Origin of the sequence: Edaphobacter flagellatus (genome assembly GCF_025264665.1) — a bacterium.
Classification (GTDB): Bacteria; Acidobacteriota; Terriglobia; order Terriglobales; family Acidobacteriaceae; genus Edaphobacter; species Edaphobacter flagellatus.
Genome location: NZ_CP073697.1, coordinates 2,990,858 through 3,008,105, shown reverse-complemented (window position 1 = coordinate 3,008,105; position 17,248 = coordinate 2,990,858). Strand labels below are relative to the sequence as shown.

Here is a 17,248-nt window from a genome sequence, read left to right as displayed (position 1 = left end):
CTACCCATCTCGTTGAGCCCTTTGGCGATCCTGCTTGCCCCGCGCTCCCCAAGCCGCACTTCCTTCGTCAGCGACAGCGCAGGCAGCCGCAGCTTCACGGATCTTCGCTGGCACTTCCGGCTGGGCCTACCCCACATGGAAGCCTGCCTTCTACCCTGAAACTCTCCCTCAGAAGCGCTTCCTCGAGTTCTACTCCACCCAACTCAGTTCCGTCGAGGTGAACTACACCTTCCGCGCTTTCCCCACAGCAACCATGCTGGAGAACTGGCTTACCGCAACACCATCTTTCTTTCGCTTCAGCTTCAAAGCCCCACAACGCATTACCCATATCAAGCGGCTCAACAACTGCGAATCCGACATCGCCTATCTCGCTGGTATCCTCGAACCCGTGCGTCAGGCCGGGAAATTCGGCCTCCTGCTCTTCCAGTTGCCGCCTAATATGAAGGCCGATGCCGAACGCCTCAGCAATTTCCTCTCTGCCCCGGCCTTCAACGGTCCCGGAACCCTGCCCATCGCCTTCGAGTTCCGCCACGAGTCCTGGTTTAGCGACGAAATCTATTCCATCTTACGCAAACACAACGCCGCACTCTGCATCGCCGAAAGCGATTCCCTCGAAACGCCTGAAGTACACACCGCAACCACACACACCAGCTTCCGTCTCCGTCGTACCGGAGCTTACACTCCCGACGAGATTGCCGCCTTCGCAAAACGTTTCTCCGCGCTCGCTCTCGATCGAGATGTCTACATCTATTTCAAGCACGAAGACGAGCCCACGGGGGCACTCAACGCCGTCTCCTTTCTCTCGGAGATCACCAAAGTGGTGGGGCGTTGATGGCAACAGCACTTGAAACCATCGCCACCTCCACAGCTCACGTAACAGGGTTCGTGCCGCGCCGCTTCCTCTCCAACGGCCACCTCCAGACCATCGTCGGAAACTTCCTCCCGCGTATCAACACACTTCCTCCAGCCGAGATAGTGCTCGTCGAAGTCGTCCCCGCATCGAGTAGCCAGATCGCAAGTCGCGTTCGCTGCGACTGCCACTGGCAGCCCGCCAGCGTCCGCGCCTCCCGCCCCACTGCAATCATCGTGCATGGACTCGAAGGCTCATCGGAATCGCAATACGTCATCGGCAACGCCAATAAAATCTGGCATGCTGGTGGCAACATCATCCGCATGAACATGCGCAACTGCGGAGGCACCGAGGCCGAGACACCCACCCTCTACCACTCTGGCCTCTCTGCCGATGTCGGCGCCGTCATACGCCACTTCATCGCCGAGCACAACCTCCAGTTCATCGCTCTCATCGGCTACTCCATGGGAGGCAATCTCGTCCTCAAACTCGCTGGCGATCTGGCACAGTCCGCCCCGAAGCAACTTCGCTCCGTCGTCGGAGTCTCCCCTGCCATCGACCTCGGCCCGTCCGCCGACGCTCTCCACGCCCCACAAAACCGCGCCTACGAAATGAAATTCATCCGCGCGCTGCTCGCCCGCTATCGCCGTAAGGTCGCCCTCTTCCCTCGCGCCTACGATCCCAGCCGGGCTGACAACATCCGCTCCATCCGTGAATTCGACGAGCAAATCACCGCTTTCTACTCCGGCTTCACCGGCGCCGACGACTACTACTTCCGCGCCGCCAGCGCCCGCACCATTGACCGCATCGCCATTCCCACTCTCATCCTCAACGCTGCTGACGACCCCTTCATACGTCTTACTCCCGAAACCCGCGCACGCATCGCCACGAATTCCAACATCACCTTCATCGAAAGCAAACACGGCGGCCACTGCGCCTTCCTCGCCACACCCGATCTATCCAGCGGATACGACGGTTACTGGGCCGAACACACGCTGCTACGTTTTCTGCTGGAACACAACTGACGTCACCAACATCTGTAAACTTCTTCTCACCTGCAAGCATGCCCCAAGCTCACATCCGCGTAAGATAAAAAGATGCTCTCCGAGTGGTCCGTTGAATGTGGAGCCGACGATCCGGTTCTCGTAGTCCCCTGGTCCGACCCCAACGACCCGAGCCGCCACTTCATCGACCTCCGCGAAAACCCCTACGACCTTGACTGGCTCGAAGAGGCATCCCAGCACCCCGCACTGCTCCATGCCCTCCGCGCACTCAACGCACCACGCTCCCCCGTCTTCACCGCCAAGTGCGACGTATGGACACTCGGCAACGACGATCTTGCCGCTCTACGCTTTGAACTTAACCTGATTCCCGAAGACGCTCCCACCGGCATCGCCAGCTACATCGATCTCATCTGGCGCGAGCGCTCCACCTTCGTCTCCTTCCACCAGCACGAGCAGATTATGCACCGCATAGAGCGCCTCGCCGCACCGCTCAACCATCCCTATGCAATGCTCGAGTGCGTCCTGCGTCCCGCGCTTATCGATCTCTCCGGCCCGCAGGAGGGCTTCGCCATCAGCCTCTACCTCAAAGCCCTCGGACACAATCCCGACGCTGCCGAACAAAACTGGGGAGCAGCCCTCAACGAAACCGCCACGCTCCTGCGCAGCCGCGCCTTCACCGCATAAATAAAGAAAAGGGGTTGGTGATCCGCATACCTCTTGCAGAGGCTTTCCACCCACTCCCATTTACAATGGAAAAGAAGCGAACTCCCGCTTCACACGTGTGGGCGAGTAGCTCAATCGGATAGAGCACGAGCCTTCTAAGCTCGGGGTTGCAGGTTCGATCCCTGCCTCGCTCACCACACACACCCAGCCCAAGACATCCCCCTGCTTCGAAAACACCATTATGGATGCGTGCCAGCGTCAGGCTCGTTTGATGCTGTTGCAATAGTGGCAACATCGACTGAGACTTCTTTGTTCACTCGCAACACAAAGGTACTCGGGTCTTTTAAGCCCCATGCAACATAAGGGATCACAAAATGGGTTTCGATGGAAAGCTGGTTTCCTTTGGGTTGAACCGACACTTTCATCTTCATAGGATGATCCTGCCCATGAAGATTGAGGACCCCATCAACGATAAAATCTCCGCGCATTGTCTGATCAAATGCACCCTCAGCATGGCTGGGACGAAAAGTGATGGCCTGATATTGGGAACTGTTCAAAACATCCTTGTGCATCTTCTGATCGCGAGCCGAGCTACCGCTCTCACCGCTCGTTGCATCAATCTCAATCAAGCCGCTGGCTCCTCCATTAAGCGGGTTGTAGCTGATGACGCCACGTTTCATCTTGAACGTCCCATGGACCGTGTGAAGAACATCGCCGAGCGTCCACTGAATCGCTGTCGCTGAGGGATCGAGATGAATGTTGATCTGGTGGGCTGTTTGCCCTTTCGCTATTCCAACAAGAAACAGCATCAGCAGACTCTTCAGTACAGAGAGTCCGACTCTGGGTACACCTGCATCTTTTCGCTGCATCATCGAACCTCTCATCGATGCTAAGTTTGGCTGATCAATTTCCAGCCGAATCGAGGCGCCGAGCAGAATGCGGCCTTTGCAAGACTCTTCGCGCCCATATGAACAGATAGCAACTCGCCAAAAAACTCCGGAGACGACGCAAGCGCTCGCATAGCATGCCCTTCAATTGAAGGCCAGCGGTCCATCATGAGCATGAGCGAACCCATTGTGTGCGGTAGTCTGCCGATGTGCCGATGCGCAATAGCGTACTGTTCGAGCGATCCCGCTTCGATCGCTTCCGCTAACGCACGCGCCTGTCGAAATGACATCGCAAGCCCCTCCCCTGTCACCGCATCGGTTGAACCCGATGCATCACCGACTAAAGCGACGGCCCCATCAATTACTCGCCGCAGTTTCCGTGTGGCGGATACGGCACCCCGCTGTACCGAAATCAGGGGCGCATCTTTAAGTCTGGCCGAAACCTCAGGAAAAGACGCGAGCATGTCTCTGCGATCGTACTTGATGTCACGAGTAACAAAGACCACACATATAGATTCTGCTGAAACCGGGGTGATGTAGAGTTGACCAACACTACTCCAGTGCACTTCGACAAACTTGCTCCACGGCTTGATCTGATAGTGTCGCCGAAATCCATATCGCAGCTTCTTCTTAAGTGTTTGATCGAGCCCAGCCCACCGGCGCACGGAAGAACCTTGCCCATCTGCTCCAATCAGCCATTGAAATGAGGTTTCTATGCCGTTGATAAGAGCTGTATGACGATTACACAGCTTGATACGGCTGTTCCAGCACAAGGAGGCACCAGAATCATGCGCGCACTGCGCTAGTCGTTCGTGCAGCCGGGTGCGACGGACTCCAAGCCCATGTCCTCCAGGAAAAACGGCATCTACCTGGTGGCTCAAGTCTGCGAATCGAACGCCCTCAAAGGCAAAACCATCTTCTTCCGCCATGGCGACACCTAGCGATTGAAGAGCCTCGATCGCATCCGGCATCAGGCCCTCACCACATGCCTTGTCGATCGATGGCGACATCGCATCCACGACAACACACTCAATTCCCTTTTTCCTGAGCGCGATTGCCGCAGCAAGGCCGGCAGGACCTCCACCGACAATAAGCGCATCTGTATATGAACGAATCAATTGGTCCGTTATTCCTTCCCTGACTACACGCGAATGGCTCTCCGTCCAAGCTCCCGAGCATCAGACCAAACAGCTGTGGATGCGTGGATTCCTACACACCTCTCAAGCCTCCATCAACTCATCTTCTCTCGTCGGATGGCAGTGATCTTCGCCCGCATTGCGTCTTCCCATCGCATGGCACAGCGCCGCCAGCCCCACCAGTACAAGCTCCAGCACGCTGACACCCGTCCATTGCCAGTGCGCCCACGCCCGCGTTGCCAGAGCCGACCCCGCCGCTGCACCGGTGAAATACATCACCATATACACCGTGTTCAAACGTCCGCGCGCCGAAGGCACCAGCCCGAAGATCCGCGTCTGATTCGCCACCTGGCACAACTGCGCTCCCACATCCAGCACAATAATGCCGACCGACAGCAGAACCATGTGCATCGCTAACGAAGCATGCACCCACTCCCCTGCCCATAGCCACACATACGAGAAGGCGAGCAGCACAACCCCCAGCGAGATGACCCAGCGAGATCCATGCTTGTCCGCCAGCTTCCCCGCCACCGGAGCCACCAACGCGCCCGCAGCTCCCACCAGCCCGAACGTTCCCGCCACACCTGCACCCAGGTGATAGTGACTCTCCAGCACAAATACCAGCGTCGTCCAGAAGCAGCTGAATGAAGCAAACACCAGACCACCCACCGTGCCTGACTCACGCAGCAGCGGCTGCGTCTTAAACAATGTCCACAGTGACCGCATCGCATCGCCATAGCTCAGCTTCTGCTTAGGCGGCAGCTTCGGCATCACCCGCCACAACAATGGTACGAACACGCCATTCATCACCGCCGCCACGACAAACACATTTCGCCAGCCCGTCACATGACTCAGCCAACCGGCAAAGGTCCGCGCCAGCAGAATCCCCAGCAGCAGCCCGGTCATCACCGTGCCAATCGCACGCCCTCGCTCCTCGTGGCTTACCAGGTCAGGAGCAATCGGCAGCACGACATGGGTCACTGCCGCCAGCCCGCCAATTACCACCGAGCCTAAAATCAGCCAGCCCAGCGTCGGAGACAACGAAACCAGCACCAGCCCGATGGCCACCGCAGCATACAGCTTCATCATCAGGCCGCGGCGCTCGACCACGTCGCCCAGCGGCACAAAGAACAGCAGGCCCAATGCATATCCCACCTGCGTCGCCGTTGCCACAAAGCCCGTATGCCCCGCGTCCGCGTGGTAGGTTCTCCCCATCTCCTCCAGCAGAGGCTGGTTGTAATACATCGTCGACACGCCCACCGCACACGCCAATCCAAGAAAAGGCAGAGGCGCTCGGGGAGTTGGGTTCGGTTTCTTCGTCATCGCATTAAAGCCTGAATATCCAGTGTAAGGCCTTCGCTAGGACATCTGTCCCAGGAGGAACCGAAATGAACCATTATTCATTTCACCTCTTCAAATGCTAGACTTCCCTCCCGAGGTCTTCTTCTTCATGCCGGCAGTCGCTTCACACTCCACTCCTCCCGCGCTCACTCACCTCACCGAAGACGAGCGTATGTTCCGCGATACGGTCCGCAAATTCGCCGCCGTCGAAATCGCCCCACATGTCCGCGAGATGGACGAGTCCCAGCAGATGAACCCCGCCATTTTGCTCCAGCTCCATTCCCTCGGCCTCATGTCCATCGAAATCCCCGAGCAGTACGGTGGCGCCGACGGCACTTTTTTCGAAGCCATCCTCGCCGTCGAGGAGATTTCCGCCGTTGATCCCGCCGTCGGCGTTCTAGTCGACGTGCAGAACACTCTCTGCATCAACGCCATCAAACGTTGGGCCAACGAAGAACAGAAAAAAAAGTACCTTACCCGGCTCGCCGCCGACACCGTAGGAGCCTACGCACTCTCCGAAGCAGGCTCCGGCTCCGACGCTTTCGCCCTCGAAACCCGCGCCACCAAGGTCGATGACACCTACGTCCTCAACGGCCAAAAGCTCTGGATCACCAACGCCAAAGAAGCCGACATCTTCATCGTCTTCGCCACCATCGACCGCTCCGCCGGCTACAAAGGCATCACCGCCTTCCTCGTCGAAAAAGGAATGCCCGGTTTTACCCTCGGCAAAAAAGAGGACAAGCTCGGCATCCGCGCCTCCTCCACCTGCGAGCTCGTCTTTCGCGATTGCGTCATCCCCGCCGCCAACGTGCTCGGCGAACCCGGCAAGGGTTACAAGATCGCTATCGAAACCCTCAACGAGGGCCGCATCGGCATCGGAGCCCAGATGCTGGGCCTCGCACAAGGCGCATGGCAGCACGCTGTCCGCTGGGCCAAGGAGCGTAAGCAGTTCGGCAAGCCCATCGCCGACTTCCAGGCCATGCAGTTCCAGCTCGCCGAGATGGCCACCGACATCGAAGCCGCACGACTGCTCGTCTACAACGCCGCACGCCTCAAAGACGCCGGGCAAGAGTTCCTCAAAGAAGCAGCTATGTGCAAATACTTCGCCTCGCACGTCGCCGAGCGCACCGCCTCCCTCGCCGTCGAAGTCTACGGAGGCTCAGGCTTCGTCAAAGACTACCCCGTCGAAAAACTCTACCGCGACGCCAAGATCGGCAAGATCTACGAAGGCACATCCTTCATGCAACTAGCAACCATCGCCAAGTTGACGCTGTAGCCAAACGAACGCTGTAAAAGTTCCCCACGAATATTCGAGGTGTCATTCCGAGCGAAGCGAGGAATCACCGCATTTTGCCCATGCTGCGCAAAATACTTCTGACCTACCCAGCCTTCACCAGCCGCCCACGTCGGCTCACAATCGAAAGCTTCTCGCTCTTCAGGATCTTTCGCGCCTGATCGCGAGCATGATTTGCCCACGGACCTACCGGGTCCAGCCGCACATACATCAGCCAATGACGCAGAGCGCGCCGCTTGTGTCCCTGGCGCTCATACGCCAGCGCAAGGTTGTAGTGCGCGTCCGCATACTGCGGCACCAGAGCAATTGCCTTCTGGTACGCGATGATGGCCTCATCCAGCTGCTGCATCTCGTCCAGCACATTGCCCAAATCAAAGAATGCCAGCGCATAGTCCGGGTCAGCCGCCGTCGCACGGCGATACAGCCCCTCTGCCTGCGCGTATTGCCGCATGTTGTAGTGAATCGTCCCCAGATTGATCAGTGAAGGCGCATGTTCCGGGTGTGCTGCGAGGATCACCTCATACAGCTCCACCGCATGCTGTACCGTGGCCGGATTCTCCTCCATCTGCACCGCGCGTAGAAACATCTCCTGCAGCTCCGCCGACCGCTGCTGCAGACTTTGCTGCGCCACATCCTCAGGACGAACGACTTCGAGCCGCTGACGCGCCGTCGCATCGAAGTCGAATGCCAGCTGCTGCGTCAGCGGCTCAATCAGAGCACCGTGATGACGGAACGCCAGCCGCGATCCGCTCCGCACCGCCGTCGCCTCCAGCAGAGGATTCCGCAGCCCCGCGGCACGCATTGCCTCCACGGAGGCGCGAATGCTACCCGCCGAAATGCGCTTGCGCGCTTTCAACGCGCTCGACTGCAGATCGCGCAGCGTGCGCAGCTGTCCCAGCTCCTCAAACGAATATTGTTCTGTGGGGAGAATCAGCCCGGCCCGCTCCCATGACGCCATCTGACGCGTATTCAGGTGCAGGATGCGAAGTACGTCTTGACGGCTATATCGGGTCACGTCGGTATCTCGCAAAACAACCATGGTTCACTGCCGAAAGCTGAATTCTTTCTGGAGTATGCGTGACTAACCCGCGTCAATCAAGCCCTTTACAGCCGTTCGTGTTAAATTTCCGTGGATAACCTGTACCAAATCGGGTTCCTGCATCATCCCCTGTGCGCTTCGACCGCGTCGCGCACCGATTTGAACCTTACTAATCCCGCACGATAAAGTTGCAGCATGATGAAAGCAGCGGTACTCCACGGCGCGCGCGACCTTCGCGTTGAAGACAGACAGCAACCTGAGCTGCAACCCGGCATGGTCCTCCTTCGTAACCGACGCGTTGGCGTCTGCGGCTCCGATCTGCACTATTTCGAGCACGGTTACTGCGCCAGCTTCATTCCCGACCGCCCCTTCATCCTCGGCCACGAGCTCTCTGCTGTCGTCGCCGCCGTCGGCAGCGGAGTCACTACGCTCCAGGTCGGCCAACGCGTCACCGTCAACCCAGCGCGTTCCTGCCTCGCCTGCGCCTTCTGCAAATCGGGCCACCCCAATCTCTGCCGCAACATCATCATGCTCGGAAGCGCTAGCACCACGCCGCCCACCGACGGAGCCTTTGCCGAGCTCACCCTCGTCCGCGCCGACCAGTGCCACGTCCTGCCTGAATCCATGGACGACGGCATCGGGGCCATGATCGAGCCCTTCGCCGTCGCACTTCACGCCGTCAAGCGCGCCCCCTCGGTCTCCGGCAAGCGCGTCCTCATCACCGGCTCCGGGACCATCGGACTCCTCGTCGCCGTCATCGCCCGAGCCTTCGGAGCTGTCCTCGTCGCTGTCAGCGATGTTGTTCAGGAGCGCCGCAAGAAGGCTCTTGAGCTTGGCGTCGACGACACGCTCGATCCCACCTCACCCAACCTCGCCCAGCATGTGCAGGAGATCACTGGCCTCGGCTTCGACGTCATCTTCGAAGCCTCAGGCGCGCCGCCCGCACTTCGCCAGGCATTCGACCTCGTCGCACCCGGGGGCACCATCGTGCAGATCGGCACACTCGGCTCTGCCGATATCCCGCTTCCTGCAAACCTCGTCATGAACCGCGAGATCCATTTCATCGGCTCCATGCGATACGCCGACGTCTTCGACGAAGCCATTGCCCTCGTCCATTCCGGACGCGTCAACCTGAAGCCCTTCATCAGCCACGTGCTCCCCTTCAGCGCCTCGACCGAGGCCATCCACACCGCAGCCGACAAGTCGAACTGCCTGAAGGTACAGATTGAAATTTGAGAGGAAGATAAAAAGAAAAGTGGAGCCGATGAGCGGATTTGAACCGCTGACCTACTGATTACGAATCAGTTGCTCTACCAGCTGAGCTACATCGGCGTACCTGTCTATTTTAGCGGGAAACCGGCGCTACCTCCAAATTTTGCGGACGCTCACCGCCGCTTCCCCTTAGCCTTCTTATTCCGCACCCTGGTCTTCGCCTTCTTCGACTTCGGCTTACCTGACCGGTCCGGACTCGTGTGTGCGGCGTCCTTCTTTCCCCGCCGCAGCGACCGAGGAGCCGCTGCATTCGCATACTCCTCCGGCATCAACGCAAACTGCAGCCGCTTCGCCTGCCGGTCGATACGGTCCAGCAGAACATGAACCGGCTGTCCGATCCTGAAGACACGCCCATTCCTGCCGCCCACAATCGTCCTATCCGTATCGCGGAAGAAATAGCGATCGTCCTCCAGGCTCGCAATCGGCACCATGCCTTCGATGAACAGCTCATTCAGCTCCACGAAGAACCCATACTTCGTGCACGAGAGAATGATTCCCGTGAAGTCTTCGCCTACGCGATCCTGCATGAAGCGGATTTTTTTCCACTCGATCAGCTCACGCTCCGCATCGTCGGCCCTGCGCTCTGCCTGGCTTGACTCCGATGCCATTGCATTCAACTCATCCTCGGGTAGAGGACCCTCGCGCTCCGGCCGCTTCTTCAGCGCCTTCGCCGCACTCTCACCCCACGGCTGCGGCTCGCTGCTCGGAATCGCAAATCCCTGCGGATCAGCCCCCGAACGCAGCAACGACCGCAGCAGCCGATGCACAATCAGATCCGGATACCGCCGTATCGGCGACGTGAAGTGTGTATAGCTTGGCGATGCCAGCGCAAAGTGCCCCACGTTCCCCTCGCTGTATCGCGCCTGCTTCAGCGACCGCAGCATCAGGTACGAGAGAATCCTCTCCTCCGGCTTGCCCTGTATCTTCGCCGTCAGCCGCTGATACATCTGTGGCGTCACCGGAATCGCATTCGCAATCTCATGCGTCTGCGCGCTTCTGCCCGAGCGCTGCGCATCGCGACGGTCGCCCTTCGTCTGCACCCGCTTCACCGGCAGATTGCCGAAGCCCAGCGTGTATCCAAATTGCGACGCTGTCTCCTCGAAATCCACGATCCGCTTTGGGTCCGGCGTCTCGTGAATGCGGTAGATTCCAGCGATTCCCTGCGCTTCGATCCAATGCGCCACGCACTCGTTCGCCGACAGCATGAACTCCTCAATCAGCCGGTGCGACCAGCCACGCTCGCTCCGCACAATCGCCTGCATGTTGCCATCGGGATCGAACTGCACCACCGGCTCCGGCAGATCGAAATCAATCGAGCCTCTGCGCTTCCGCTTCGCATTCAGCCGCAGCGCCAGCTCATGCATCCGCTCGAACTCCGGCACCAGATCGCTGAACTCCAGCCGCGCTGTCTGGTCGCCATCAAGAATCGTCTGCACCTGCGTATACGTCATGCGCCGCGCGCTGCGAATGATGCCTTCGCACACCTCGAAGCCGACCATCTCGCCCGCCGCATCAATCTCCATCAGGCAGCTCTGCACCAGCCTGTCTTCATTCGGACGCAGGCTGCACATCCCGCTCGAAAGCTCGTTCGGGAGCATCGGAATGGCACGATCCGGAAAGTACACCGAAGTCGCGCGCAGCCGCGCCTCCAGGTCCAGCGCCGTCCCCGGACGCACATAGTGACTTACATCTGCGATATGCACCTGCAGCTGCCAGTTGCCATTCGGCAGCGCCTCCACGTATACCGCATCGTCAAAATCGCGCGCAGTCTCGCCGTCGATCGTCACAATCGGCAACCCGCGAAAGTCGCGCCGCCGCGCCTTCTCTTCCGGCTCCAGCCTCTCCACCGTCTGCTGTGCAGAGTCCTGAGCCTCGGCCAGCACATTCGCCGGAAACACATGCGGCAGATGATGTTTGCGGATCACCACTTCCACATCCACGCCGAACGCATCCGGAGGCCCCAGCACTTCGATCACGCGTCCCCGTGCCGGTCTTCCCGGCGAAGGAAATCCCGTGATCTCCACATCTACGGCCAGCCCTTCCAGCGGCGTCAGCGCACTCTCCTCAGCCATCCAGTGACGCTTCTGGACCTCGGCCTCCTCGCCCAATACACGATGCGGCGACGCAGCTTCAGCGAGGACCTCATCGCCCTCGGCAATCAGGATCGGCTGCGTCATCCGCTCGTCGAACGGCGTCACATAGTTTCCCTTCGCCAGCGGCAGGTCCTCCCACGGACTCCGCCTCTGCGAACGCGCATAGTGAAAGATGCCCACCACTGTCGGATTGCGCCGCGTCAGTACGCGCACCACGCGGCCTGATCGCCGTCCATCGCGTCCACGCGGAGCCTCGTCGACGAGAACCTCGTCGCCCTGCATCGCGCCGTTCAGCTCATTCGGAGGAACAAACAGATCGTCCTCACGGTCTGTGCTTCCATTCGGCCGCACAAACGCATATCCATCGCGATGGAGATCGATCCGACCGGCCAGCAGCCGCTCGCGCGTCGGATGCTGCTCCATTGCAGAAGCATCGTTCGCACGCGGTGGCCGCGCTGTCTTCGCCGGCACTGCGGAAGGAAGGCTCCAATGATCGTTGTCGATTTTCACCAGCGCCCCACGCGCGGTGATGCGCGCAAGCTGCTCCAGCAACAGCCGCCGTTCGCGGCCTCCACCCAGCCCCAGCTCGCGAATCAGCTGCTTGTAACCGGCACGCTGTCCCGCCGAGCGTTCAATGCGTCCGATCAGCTCGCGATCGGTGTACTTGTAAGGATGACCAGACATCTGCAGTTGAGCATACCGCGTTCAGCACCACTCAGCGTTTTGCCGATAACGAAGTGGGCTCGGGCCGCAGATAATTCTCCGCCTGTTCCAGCGTCGTCGCCGGTGGCGTCTGCTGGAAGTCTGTCTTCACTTCATCTTCCTGCTCGCTGATTGTCTTGAAGAACAGCACATGGCCATTGAAGTGAATATGCGAATCAGTGATCTGCCACACTGTCGGCGCAATCTGCCGCCGCTCCACGCTGAATGTTCCGCCCTGCTCCATCTTTCCTAACAGACCGTAGCCGAACTTCACGTCGTGAATCAGGTGTCCGCGCAGCAACTGCATGCGATTTCCCGGCTTGGTCACCACGATCTCACCTGCCATTGCAGCAAATACGCGCGCCTCCATGGACGGCGCACTGTAGTTTGGATTTGGCGTAAATGCCAGGGTCGTCGCGGTCGGCGAATCGCTCTTGATCGACCAGAGGAACGCATCGGGCAGCATCAGCATCATCTTCTCGGCGCGCTCATCGTCCTGCTTACTGTCTTTGCGCTGTTTCGCCTGCTGCGCCGGATCATGCACGAAGGAGTCGATTTTCTTCATCTCCTCATTCAACGCATTCGCATCGAGACGCCTGCCGTTCTCCTCGATCTTCTTTTTAACCGAACCGTGGTCCGTCTCCACCACCACGTACACGAACTTTCCTTCGGGCCTGGTGACGGTGGAGTGATACCGCCAGCGCGTTTGGTCGGCCTTGTCGGCGGCGAGCTCCGTCGCAACCGAGGTCCTCACCAACGCCTGTGCCTTCGGGTCCTGACCCTGCTGGGCATGAGTAACAACCGGGGAAAGCGAAAGGACAAAAATCGTGCAAACCGACAGAATCAGTCTCATAAAACCTCTAAGGCATTGGATGCCAAACCCCGAAAATCGTCATATGCCGCTGCTGGCTATCCATCACAACCTTAAGCTGCTGGCTATCCATCACAACCTTAAACCGGTGCCACTCCCGACCACCCCCTCCCCCTGTTTTGGTCAAAATATTCATTCGAAAAGACTTAGTCACAATGATGGAGGGTAAAATATTGGATCGAAAGGGTTTAAGTGTTAAAATATTGATTCTAAAAGAGTTGTCCCCGGCATTCTGGCCGGGGCTTTGTTTTAGCTCTACTTTTAAGTGTAGCGAAACGAGGGAAACTTATCGGCAGATTTTTTCGACTCTATTCTCCCTGGAATGAAGGAGTTATGGATTCAGGGGGCTTGACAGGTTTTCGCCCGGGAACTGTGAGGCTGTTCCGCCATAACCCTAATCCACCCACTCCACCCGCACCGCTCGCTTGCCAAGGCGCAGCACCGGGCTGGTACCCAGCGCGGCCAGCTCCACGGAACGCTCGGCGAACTTCTCGCCGTTGATGCTCACCGCATTCTCGCCCAGCTTCCGGGTCGCCTCGCCCGTCGAAGCCGCAAGCCCGGCAAGCTGCAACAGCTTCGGCGTGCGAACAGCCGTCACCGGCTGCCCGTCGTTCGAAACCGCAAGGCCTTCGGCGGACTTTGCGACCTTTACCACAGGCACATCCTCTGCGACTGCCTTCTGCTGAAACTGCTTTGCCCAGCTCTCTGCCGCGGCATCGGCCTCGGCCTGCGAGTGGAAGTCGCGCGTGATTGCGTGCGCCAGGTTCTTCTTCGCCTGCATGGGATGCAGCGCGCCGGAAGCGACCTCGGCCTTCATCGCCTCAATCTCCGAGCCGCGAAGGTCGGTGAGGAGCGTCCAGTAGCGCCACATCAGCTCGTCGGAGATCGACATCAGCTTGCCGTACATCTCCGTTGGCGGCTCATGAATGCCGATGGCATTGTTCAACGACTTCGACATCTTCTGCACGCCGTCGAGGCCTTCGATGATGGGCATCATCAGGATGCTCTGCTGCGGCTGGCCGAAGTGACGCTGCAGGTCGCGGCCGCGCATCAGGTTGAACTTCTGGTCGGTGCCTCCCAGCTCGACATCGCATTCCAACGCGACGGAGTCATAGCCCTGCGCGATCGGATAGATCATCTCGTGCAGCGCAATCGGCTGCTCGTCGTTGAAGCGCTTGTGGAAGTCTTCGCGCTCGAGCATCTGCGAGACCGTAAACTGCGCCAGCAGCTTCACCATGTCGTAGTAGGAAAGCTTGTCGAGCCATTCGGAGTTGTAACGCACCTCGGTCTTGCCGGCGTCGAGAATCTTGAAGACCTGTTCTTTGTACGTCTCTGCGTTCGCGGCAATCTGCTCTGGCGTGAGCGGCTTGCGCGTCACGTTGCGCCCGGTCGGATCGCCGATCAGAGCGGTCGAGTCGCCGATGAGAAAGATCACCGTGTGGCCGAGCTGCTGGAAGTGCTTGAGCTTGCGAATCAGCACGGTATGGCCGAGGTGGAGGTCCGGCGCGGTTGGATCGAAGCCCGCTTTAATGCGCATCGGTTTGCCCGAGGCAATCGACTGCTGGATGCGCTCCTTGAGCGCCTCGAGCGGAAGGATTTCCGCGGCGCCCTTGGTGATGAGGTCAAGCTGGTCTTCAAGTGATGGAAATGTCTGCATGGTCGTCTATTCAGTATAAAGACGCGGCAGAATATTAACGTTATGCCGGACAAACGCCGCAAGCCCGAACGCGAAACTCCACGCAAGGAGAAGCTGTGCAAACGCTGCGGCGCGCCCTTCCGCTGGAACGAGCGACGCGCACAGGACTGGGACATCGCGAAATATTGCAGCCCTGGCTGCAGCGGCCACACCAAAGACGAACCGACCGCAGAGCTTGAGGCTGCAATCCTGAGCCTGCTGGCCGAACGCGGCGCAGGAAAGACGATCTGTCCGTCAGAGGCCGCAAAACTTGTCGGGGGCAACGTGAGCCGTCATGACTGGGAGAGCCTGATGGAACCGGCACGCGATGCGGCGCGCAGGCTGGCCAAGCAGGGCCGGATCGTCGTCAAACAGAAGGACAGGATCGTCGATCCACGCATCACGCAAGGGCCGATCCGCCTGCAACTGCCTTAGCTATACTCACCGCATGGACGCAGAACGGATGCGCGCAATGCTGCTGAAGCTGCCGCACGTCGCGGAGACGATGCAGTGGGGCGCGAACCTCGTCTTCTGGGTTGCGGAGAAGAGCATCGGCGGGAAGATCTTCGCGGTCGTCAACCTGGAGGCGGACGGCAAAGACGTCATTTCGTACGCAGCCGGGCCGGAGCGATTCGCGGAGCTGACCGAGCGCGAGGGCATTCGTCCCGCGCCTTACTTTGCGAGGGTGCACTGGGTCGCTGTTGAGCGCTGGGACGTCTTTCGCGCCGCCGAGTGGCAGAGCGAGCTGGAAGCCGCCCGCGCGCTCATCTTCGCCAAGCTGCCGAAGCGCACACGCGACGTACTGGCGATGCCGGTACGCGAACGGAAACGGCTGATCGCGCAACGCAAAGCACTTCTGGCAAAACAGGGTGCTGCGAAGCGATAGCTCTTCAGACTCTGCCGTTGGTGCAGACCGGCCCGAAGTGGTGCCAGTAAGCGTAGATCAGGAAGACCTCGAGCAGAGCGGCAAACAAGCCCATACCGATGCCCTTCGGGTCCATTGTGACGTGGTAGAGCAGGATGACGACGATGATGGGCCCGAGGATCGTAAGCGCGATGCCCATATAGCGGCCTGCCAGCAACAACACACCGGCAATGACGTAGAGCAGGCTGAGGAAGGTGACCCATCCATACTTGAACATGATGGTGAACAGCGTCCCGGCATCCCCTGGGGGCAGCTGCATGGGCAGGAAGTGGAAGAACCCGTTCAGGCCGAAGATGGTAAACATCAGGCCGAGCAGGATGCGGGCGATGAGAGTAGCAATCTTCACGTGCAAGTCCCCCTTTTTATTGGCGAACTAAGATGCAAAGCGTGGAAAGTTGCACCATCATAGCGGATTTGGGTAGCGTCAGCGTATGGCGCATGCAAAATTTTCGGCAGGCCATTCCTCCTCGGGTAAGCAGGAATCCGCTGCCTTCACCCGACGGGAGACGTCCAACGGAAGAGGCCGCTCGTGACTTGAGGCCAGACGCTTCAAGACGTAAGTGATGATGCTGTTTGAATTGGATGACTGGAGTGACGATGAAGCGTTTTTTTTCGCTGCTGCTGCTTGCAGGTTTATTGCCTGCGCCGCGGATCTGGGCGCAGGCCAGTGAGATTCCCAGTGCGGCTCCGACGCAACAGAGTGGCATGACGCAGGAGCAGCTTGGCAAGAAGCTGATCGACCAGATGATCGAAGCGCTTGGCGGCCCGGCGTGGTTCGACCGCAAAGACATGGTGTTCGAAGGACGCACGGCCACCTTCTTTCAGGGACAGCCGAACGGAAACCTGGTTGAGTATCAGGGCTGGCGGCGTTTTCCGGGCTCCGGCAAGCCTGAGGCCGAGCGGATCGGCTTCAAGACGGACCGCGGCATGATCATGCCCGGCAAAAAGATCGATGTCGTGCAGATTTATACAGCGGACAATGCGTATGAGGTTACCTTCAAAGGCCGCACGACGCTGCCGAAAGATATCGTCAGCGAGTATCAGCGGCGCCGCAACCACTCGGTCGAGAGCGTGGTCAACCAATGGATCAAGGCTCCGGGGGTGATGATTCTCGCTGAAGGCACCTCAATGGTGGAGCGGCGCATCACGGACAAGGTGAGTGTACTCAGCGCCGATAACGACGCTGTGACACTGGAGCTGGACGCGACGACGCACCTTCCCCTGCGCCGAACCTATAAGTGGCGCAACCCGACGTTCAAGGACTTCGACGAAGAGGTGGAGACGTACGACGACTACCACACGGTGCAGGGTCTGCCGACGGCCTACACCGTTACGCGTTACCACAATGGAGACATGGTGAACCAGCGCTTCTATACCAAGGTGACCTACAACCAGGATTTGTCGGACGATCTCTTCAATCCAGATAACCTGCTAAAGAAGAAGTAACCGGCGGCCAGAAAGTTACAAGGCCGCGCAGGGCCGCGGTTTATACTCAG

At 59.1% G+C, this 17,248-nt stretch carries 16 protein-coding genes and 2 tRNA genes; 9 read left to right on the top strand and 9 right to left on the bottom strand.

Annotated features, from left to right (window positions below):
* Nucleotides 1-34: 34 nt before the first annotated feature.
* The 4 genes from KFE13_RS12620 (at nt 35) to KFE13_RS12605 (ending at nt 2,714) form a co-directional block, all read left to right on the top strand.
* Nucleotides 35-832 carry a DUF72 domain-containing protein gene (locus KFE13_RS12620; protein ID WP_260703471.1) on the top strand — a complete coding sequence of 266 codons (798 nt, stop codon included), beginning with the start codon at nt 35-37 and terminating at the stop codon, nt 830-832.
* On the top strand, nt 832-1,875 hold the full coding sequence (locus KFE13_RS12615) for a YheT family hydrolase (protein ID WP_260703470.1): 1,044 nt from the start codon (nt 832-834) through the stop codon (nt 1,873-1,875). Before KFE13_RS12620 ends, KFE13_RS12615 begins: the two co-directional genes overlap by 1 nt.
* Before the next feature lie 72 nt (nt 1,876-1,947).
* Complete coding sequence (locus KFE13_RS12610) at nt 1,948-2,538, top strand: hypothetical protein (protein WP_260703469.1); 591 nt, start codon at nt 1,948-1,950, stop codon at nt 2,536-2,538.
* A 99-nt stretch (nt 2,539-2,637) separates the two neighbouring features.
* Nucleotides 2,638-2,714: transfer RNA gene (locus KFE13_RS12605), tRNA-Arg, on the top strand.
* A 42-nt stretch (nt 2,715-2,756) separates the two neighbouring features.
* Here the strand turns inward: KFE13_RS12605 and KFE13_RS12600 are convergent.
* From KFE13_RS12600 to KFE13_RS12590, 3 genes are all read right to left on the bottom strand, one after another.
* Nucleotides 2,757-3,326 carry a YceI family protein gene (locus KFE13_RS12600; RefSeq protein ID WP_260703468.1) on the bottom strand — a complete coding sequence of 190 codons (570 nt, stop codon included), beginning with the start codon at nt 3,324-3,326 and terminating at the stop codon, nt 2,757-2,759.
* Nucleotides 3,327-3,406: 80 nt separating this feature from the next.
* Complete coding sequence (locus KFE13_RS12595) at nt 3,407-4,522, bottom strand: NAD(P)/FAD-dependent oxidoreductase (protein ID WP_390891564.1); 1,116 nt, start codon at nt 4,520-4,522, stop codon at nt 3,407-3,409.
* A 102-nt stretch (nt 4,523-4,624) separates the two neighbouring features.
* Nucleotides 4,625-5,863: an MFS transporter gene (locus KFE13_RS12590; protein ID WP_260703466.1), complete on the bottom strand. Its 1,239-nt coding sequence runs from the start codon at nt 5,861-5,863 to the stop codon at nt 4,625-4,627.
* Nucleotides 5,864-5,990: 127 nt separating this feature from the next.
* Here KFE13_RS12590 and KFE13_RS12585 point away from each other — a divergent pair, with 127 nt between their 5' ends.
* Nucleotides 5,991-7,157: an acyl-CoA dehydrogenase gene (locus KFE13_RS12585; protein WP_260703465.1), complete on the top strand. Its 1,167-nt coding sequence runs from the start codon at nt 5,991-5,993 to the stop codon at nt 7,155-7,157.
* 103 nt (nt 7,158-7,260) lie between these two features.
* Here KFE13_RS12585 and KFE13_RS12580 read toward each other — a convergent pair whose 3' ends face one another.
* Nucleotides 7,261-8,214 (bottom strand): tetratricopeptide repeat protein, encoded by a 954-nt coding sequence (locus KFE13_RS12580; protein WP_260703464.1) that lies wholly within the window; start codon nt 8,212-8,214, stop codon nt 7,261-7,263.
* Nucleotides 8,215-8,409: 195 nt separating this feature from the next.
* Here KFE13_RS12580 and KFE13_RS12575 point away from each other — a divergent pair, with 195 nt between their 5' ends.
* Nucleotides 8,410-9,450: a zinc-dependent alcohol dehydrogenase gene (locus KFE13_RS12575; RefSeq protein ID WP_260703463.1), complete on the top strand. Its 1,041-nt coding sequence runs from the start codon at nt 8,410-8,412 to the stop codon at nt 9,448-9,450.
* Between the two features lie 20 nt (nt 9,451-9,470).
* Here the strand turns inward: KFE13_RS12575 and KFE13_RS12570 are convergent.
* From KFE13_RS12570 to tyrS, 4 genes are all read right to left on the bottom strand, one after another.
* A tRNA-Thr gene (locus KFE13_RS12570) sits at nt 9,471-9,546 on the bottom strand.
* Nucleotides 9,547-9,599: 53 nt separating this feature from the next.
* Complete coding sequence (locus KFE13_RS12565; RefSeq protein WP_260703462.1) at nt 9,600-12,263, bottom strand: ribonuclease R family protein; 2,664 nt, start codon at nt 12,261-12,263, stop codon at nt 9,600-9,602.
* Nucleotides 12,264-12,294: 31 nt separating this feature from the next.
* Nucleotides 12,295-13,134: a hypothetical protein gene (locus KFE13_RS12560; protein ID WP_260703461.1), complete on the bottom strand. Its 840-nt coding sequence runs from the start codon at nt 13,132-13,134 to the stop codon at nt 12,295-12,297.
* A gap of 412 nt (nt 13,135-13,546) precedes the next feature.
* Nucleotides 13,547-14,809, bottom strand: coding sequence for a tyrosine--tRNA ligase (tyrS, locus tag KFE13_RS12555; protein WP_260703460.1), 1,263 nt, complete (start codon nt 14,807-14,809; stop codon nt 13,547-13,549).
* A 42-nt stretch (nt 14,810-14,851) separates the two neighbouring features.
* Between tyrS and KFE13_RS12550 the strand changes: the two genes are divergently transcribed.
* Both KFE13_RS12550 and KFE13_RS12545 read left to right on the top strand, forming a co-directional pair.
* Entirely contained in the window at nt 14,852-15,262 is a 411-nt protein-coding gene (locus tag KFE13_RS12550; protein WP_260703459.1) for a DUF3253 domain-containing protein, read from the top strand.
* 37 nt (nt 15,263-15,299) lie between these two features.
* On the top strand, nt 15,300-15,713 hold the full coding sequence (locus KFE13_RS12545; RefSeq protein ID WP_260703458.1) for an MmcQ/YjbR family DNA-binding protein: 414 nt from the start codon (nt 15,300-15,302) through the stop codon (nt 15,711-15,713).
* Between the two features lie 4 nt (nt 15,714-15,717).
* On the opposite strand, the gene KFE13_RS12540 is transcribed toward KFE13_RS12545, so the two are convergent.
* Nucleotides 15,718-16,098, bottom strand: a complete 381-nt coding sequence (locus KFE13_RS12540) for a DoxX family protein (protein WP_260703457.1) — start codon at nt 16,096-16,098, stop codon at nt 15,718-15,720.
* 251 nt (nt 16,099-16,349) lie between these two features.
* On the opposite strand from KFE13_RS12540, the gene KFE13_RS12535 reads away from it, so the two are divergent.
* Nucleotides 16,350-17,198, top strand: a complete 849-nt coding sequence (locus tag KFE13_RS12535) for a hypothetical protein (RefSeq protein WP_260703456.1) — start codon at nt 16,350-16,352, stop codon at nt 17,196-17,198.
* Nucleotides 17,199-17,248 lie beyond the last annotated feature (50 nt).

What these genes read in the sequence shown, in the direction of transcription:
- KFE13_RS12610 (WP_260703469.1), top strand. Translation starts at nt 1,948, where the DNA reads ATGCTCTCCGAGTGGTCCGTTGAATGTGGAGCCGACGATCCGGTTCTC.
- KFE13_RS12585 (WP_260703465.1), top strand. Translation starts at nt 5,991, where the DNA reads ATGCCGGCAGTCGCTTCACACTCCACTCCTCCCGCGCTCACTCACCTC.
- KFE13_RS12550 (WP_260703459.1), top strand. Translation starts at nt 14,852, where the DNA reads ATGCCGGACAAACGCCGCAAGCCCGAACGCGAAACTCCACGCAAGGAG.
- KFE13_RS12565 (WP_260703462.1), bottom strand. Translation starts at nt 12,263, where the DNA reads ATGTCTGGTCATCCTTACAAGTACACCGATCGCGAGCTGATCGGACGC.
- KFE13_RS12545 (WP_260703458.1), top strand. Translation starts at nt 15,300, where the DNA reads ATGCTGCTGAAGCTGCCGCACGTCGCGGAGACGATGCAGTGGGGCGCG.
- KFE13_RS12590 (WP_260703466.1), bottom strand. Translation starts at nt 5,863, where the DNA reads ATGACGAAGAAACCGAACCCAACTCCCCGAGCGCCTCTGCCTTTTCTT.
- KFE13_RS12575 (WP_260703463.1), top strand. Translation starts at nt 8,410, where the DNA reads ATGATGAAAGCAGCGGTACTCCACGGCGCGCGCGACCTTCGCGTTGAA.
- tyrS (WP_260703460.1), bottom strand. Translation starts at nt 14,809, where the DNA reads ATGCAGACATTTCCATCACTTGAAGACCAGCTTGACCTCATCACCAAG.
- KFE13_RS12580 (WP_260703464.1), bottom strand. Translation starts at nt 8,214, where the DNA reads ATGGTTGTTTTGCGAGATACCGACGTGACCCGATATAGCCGTCAAGAC.
- KFE13_RS12615 (WP_260703470.1), top strand. Translation starts at nt 832, where the DNA reads ATGGCAACAGCACTTGAAACCATCGCCACCTCCACAGCTCACGTAACA.
- KFE13_RS12600 (WP_260703468.1), bottom strand. Translation starts at nt 3,326, where the DNA reads ATGCTGTTTCTTGTTGGAATAGCGAAAGGGCAAACAGCCCACCAGATC.
- KFE13_RS12560 (WP_260703461.1), bottom strand. Translation starts at nt 13,134, where the DNA reads ATGAGACTGATTCTGTCGGTTTGCACGATTTTTGTCCTTTCGCTTTCC.
- KFE13_RS12535 (WP_260703456.1), top strand. Translation starts at nt 16,350, where the DNA reads ATGAAGCGTTTTTTTTCGCTGCTGCTGCTTGCAGGTTTATTGCCTGCG.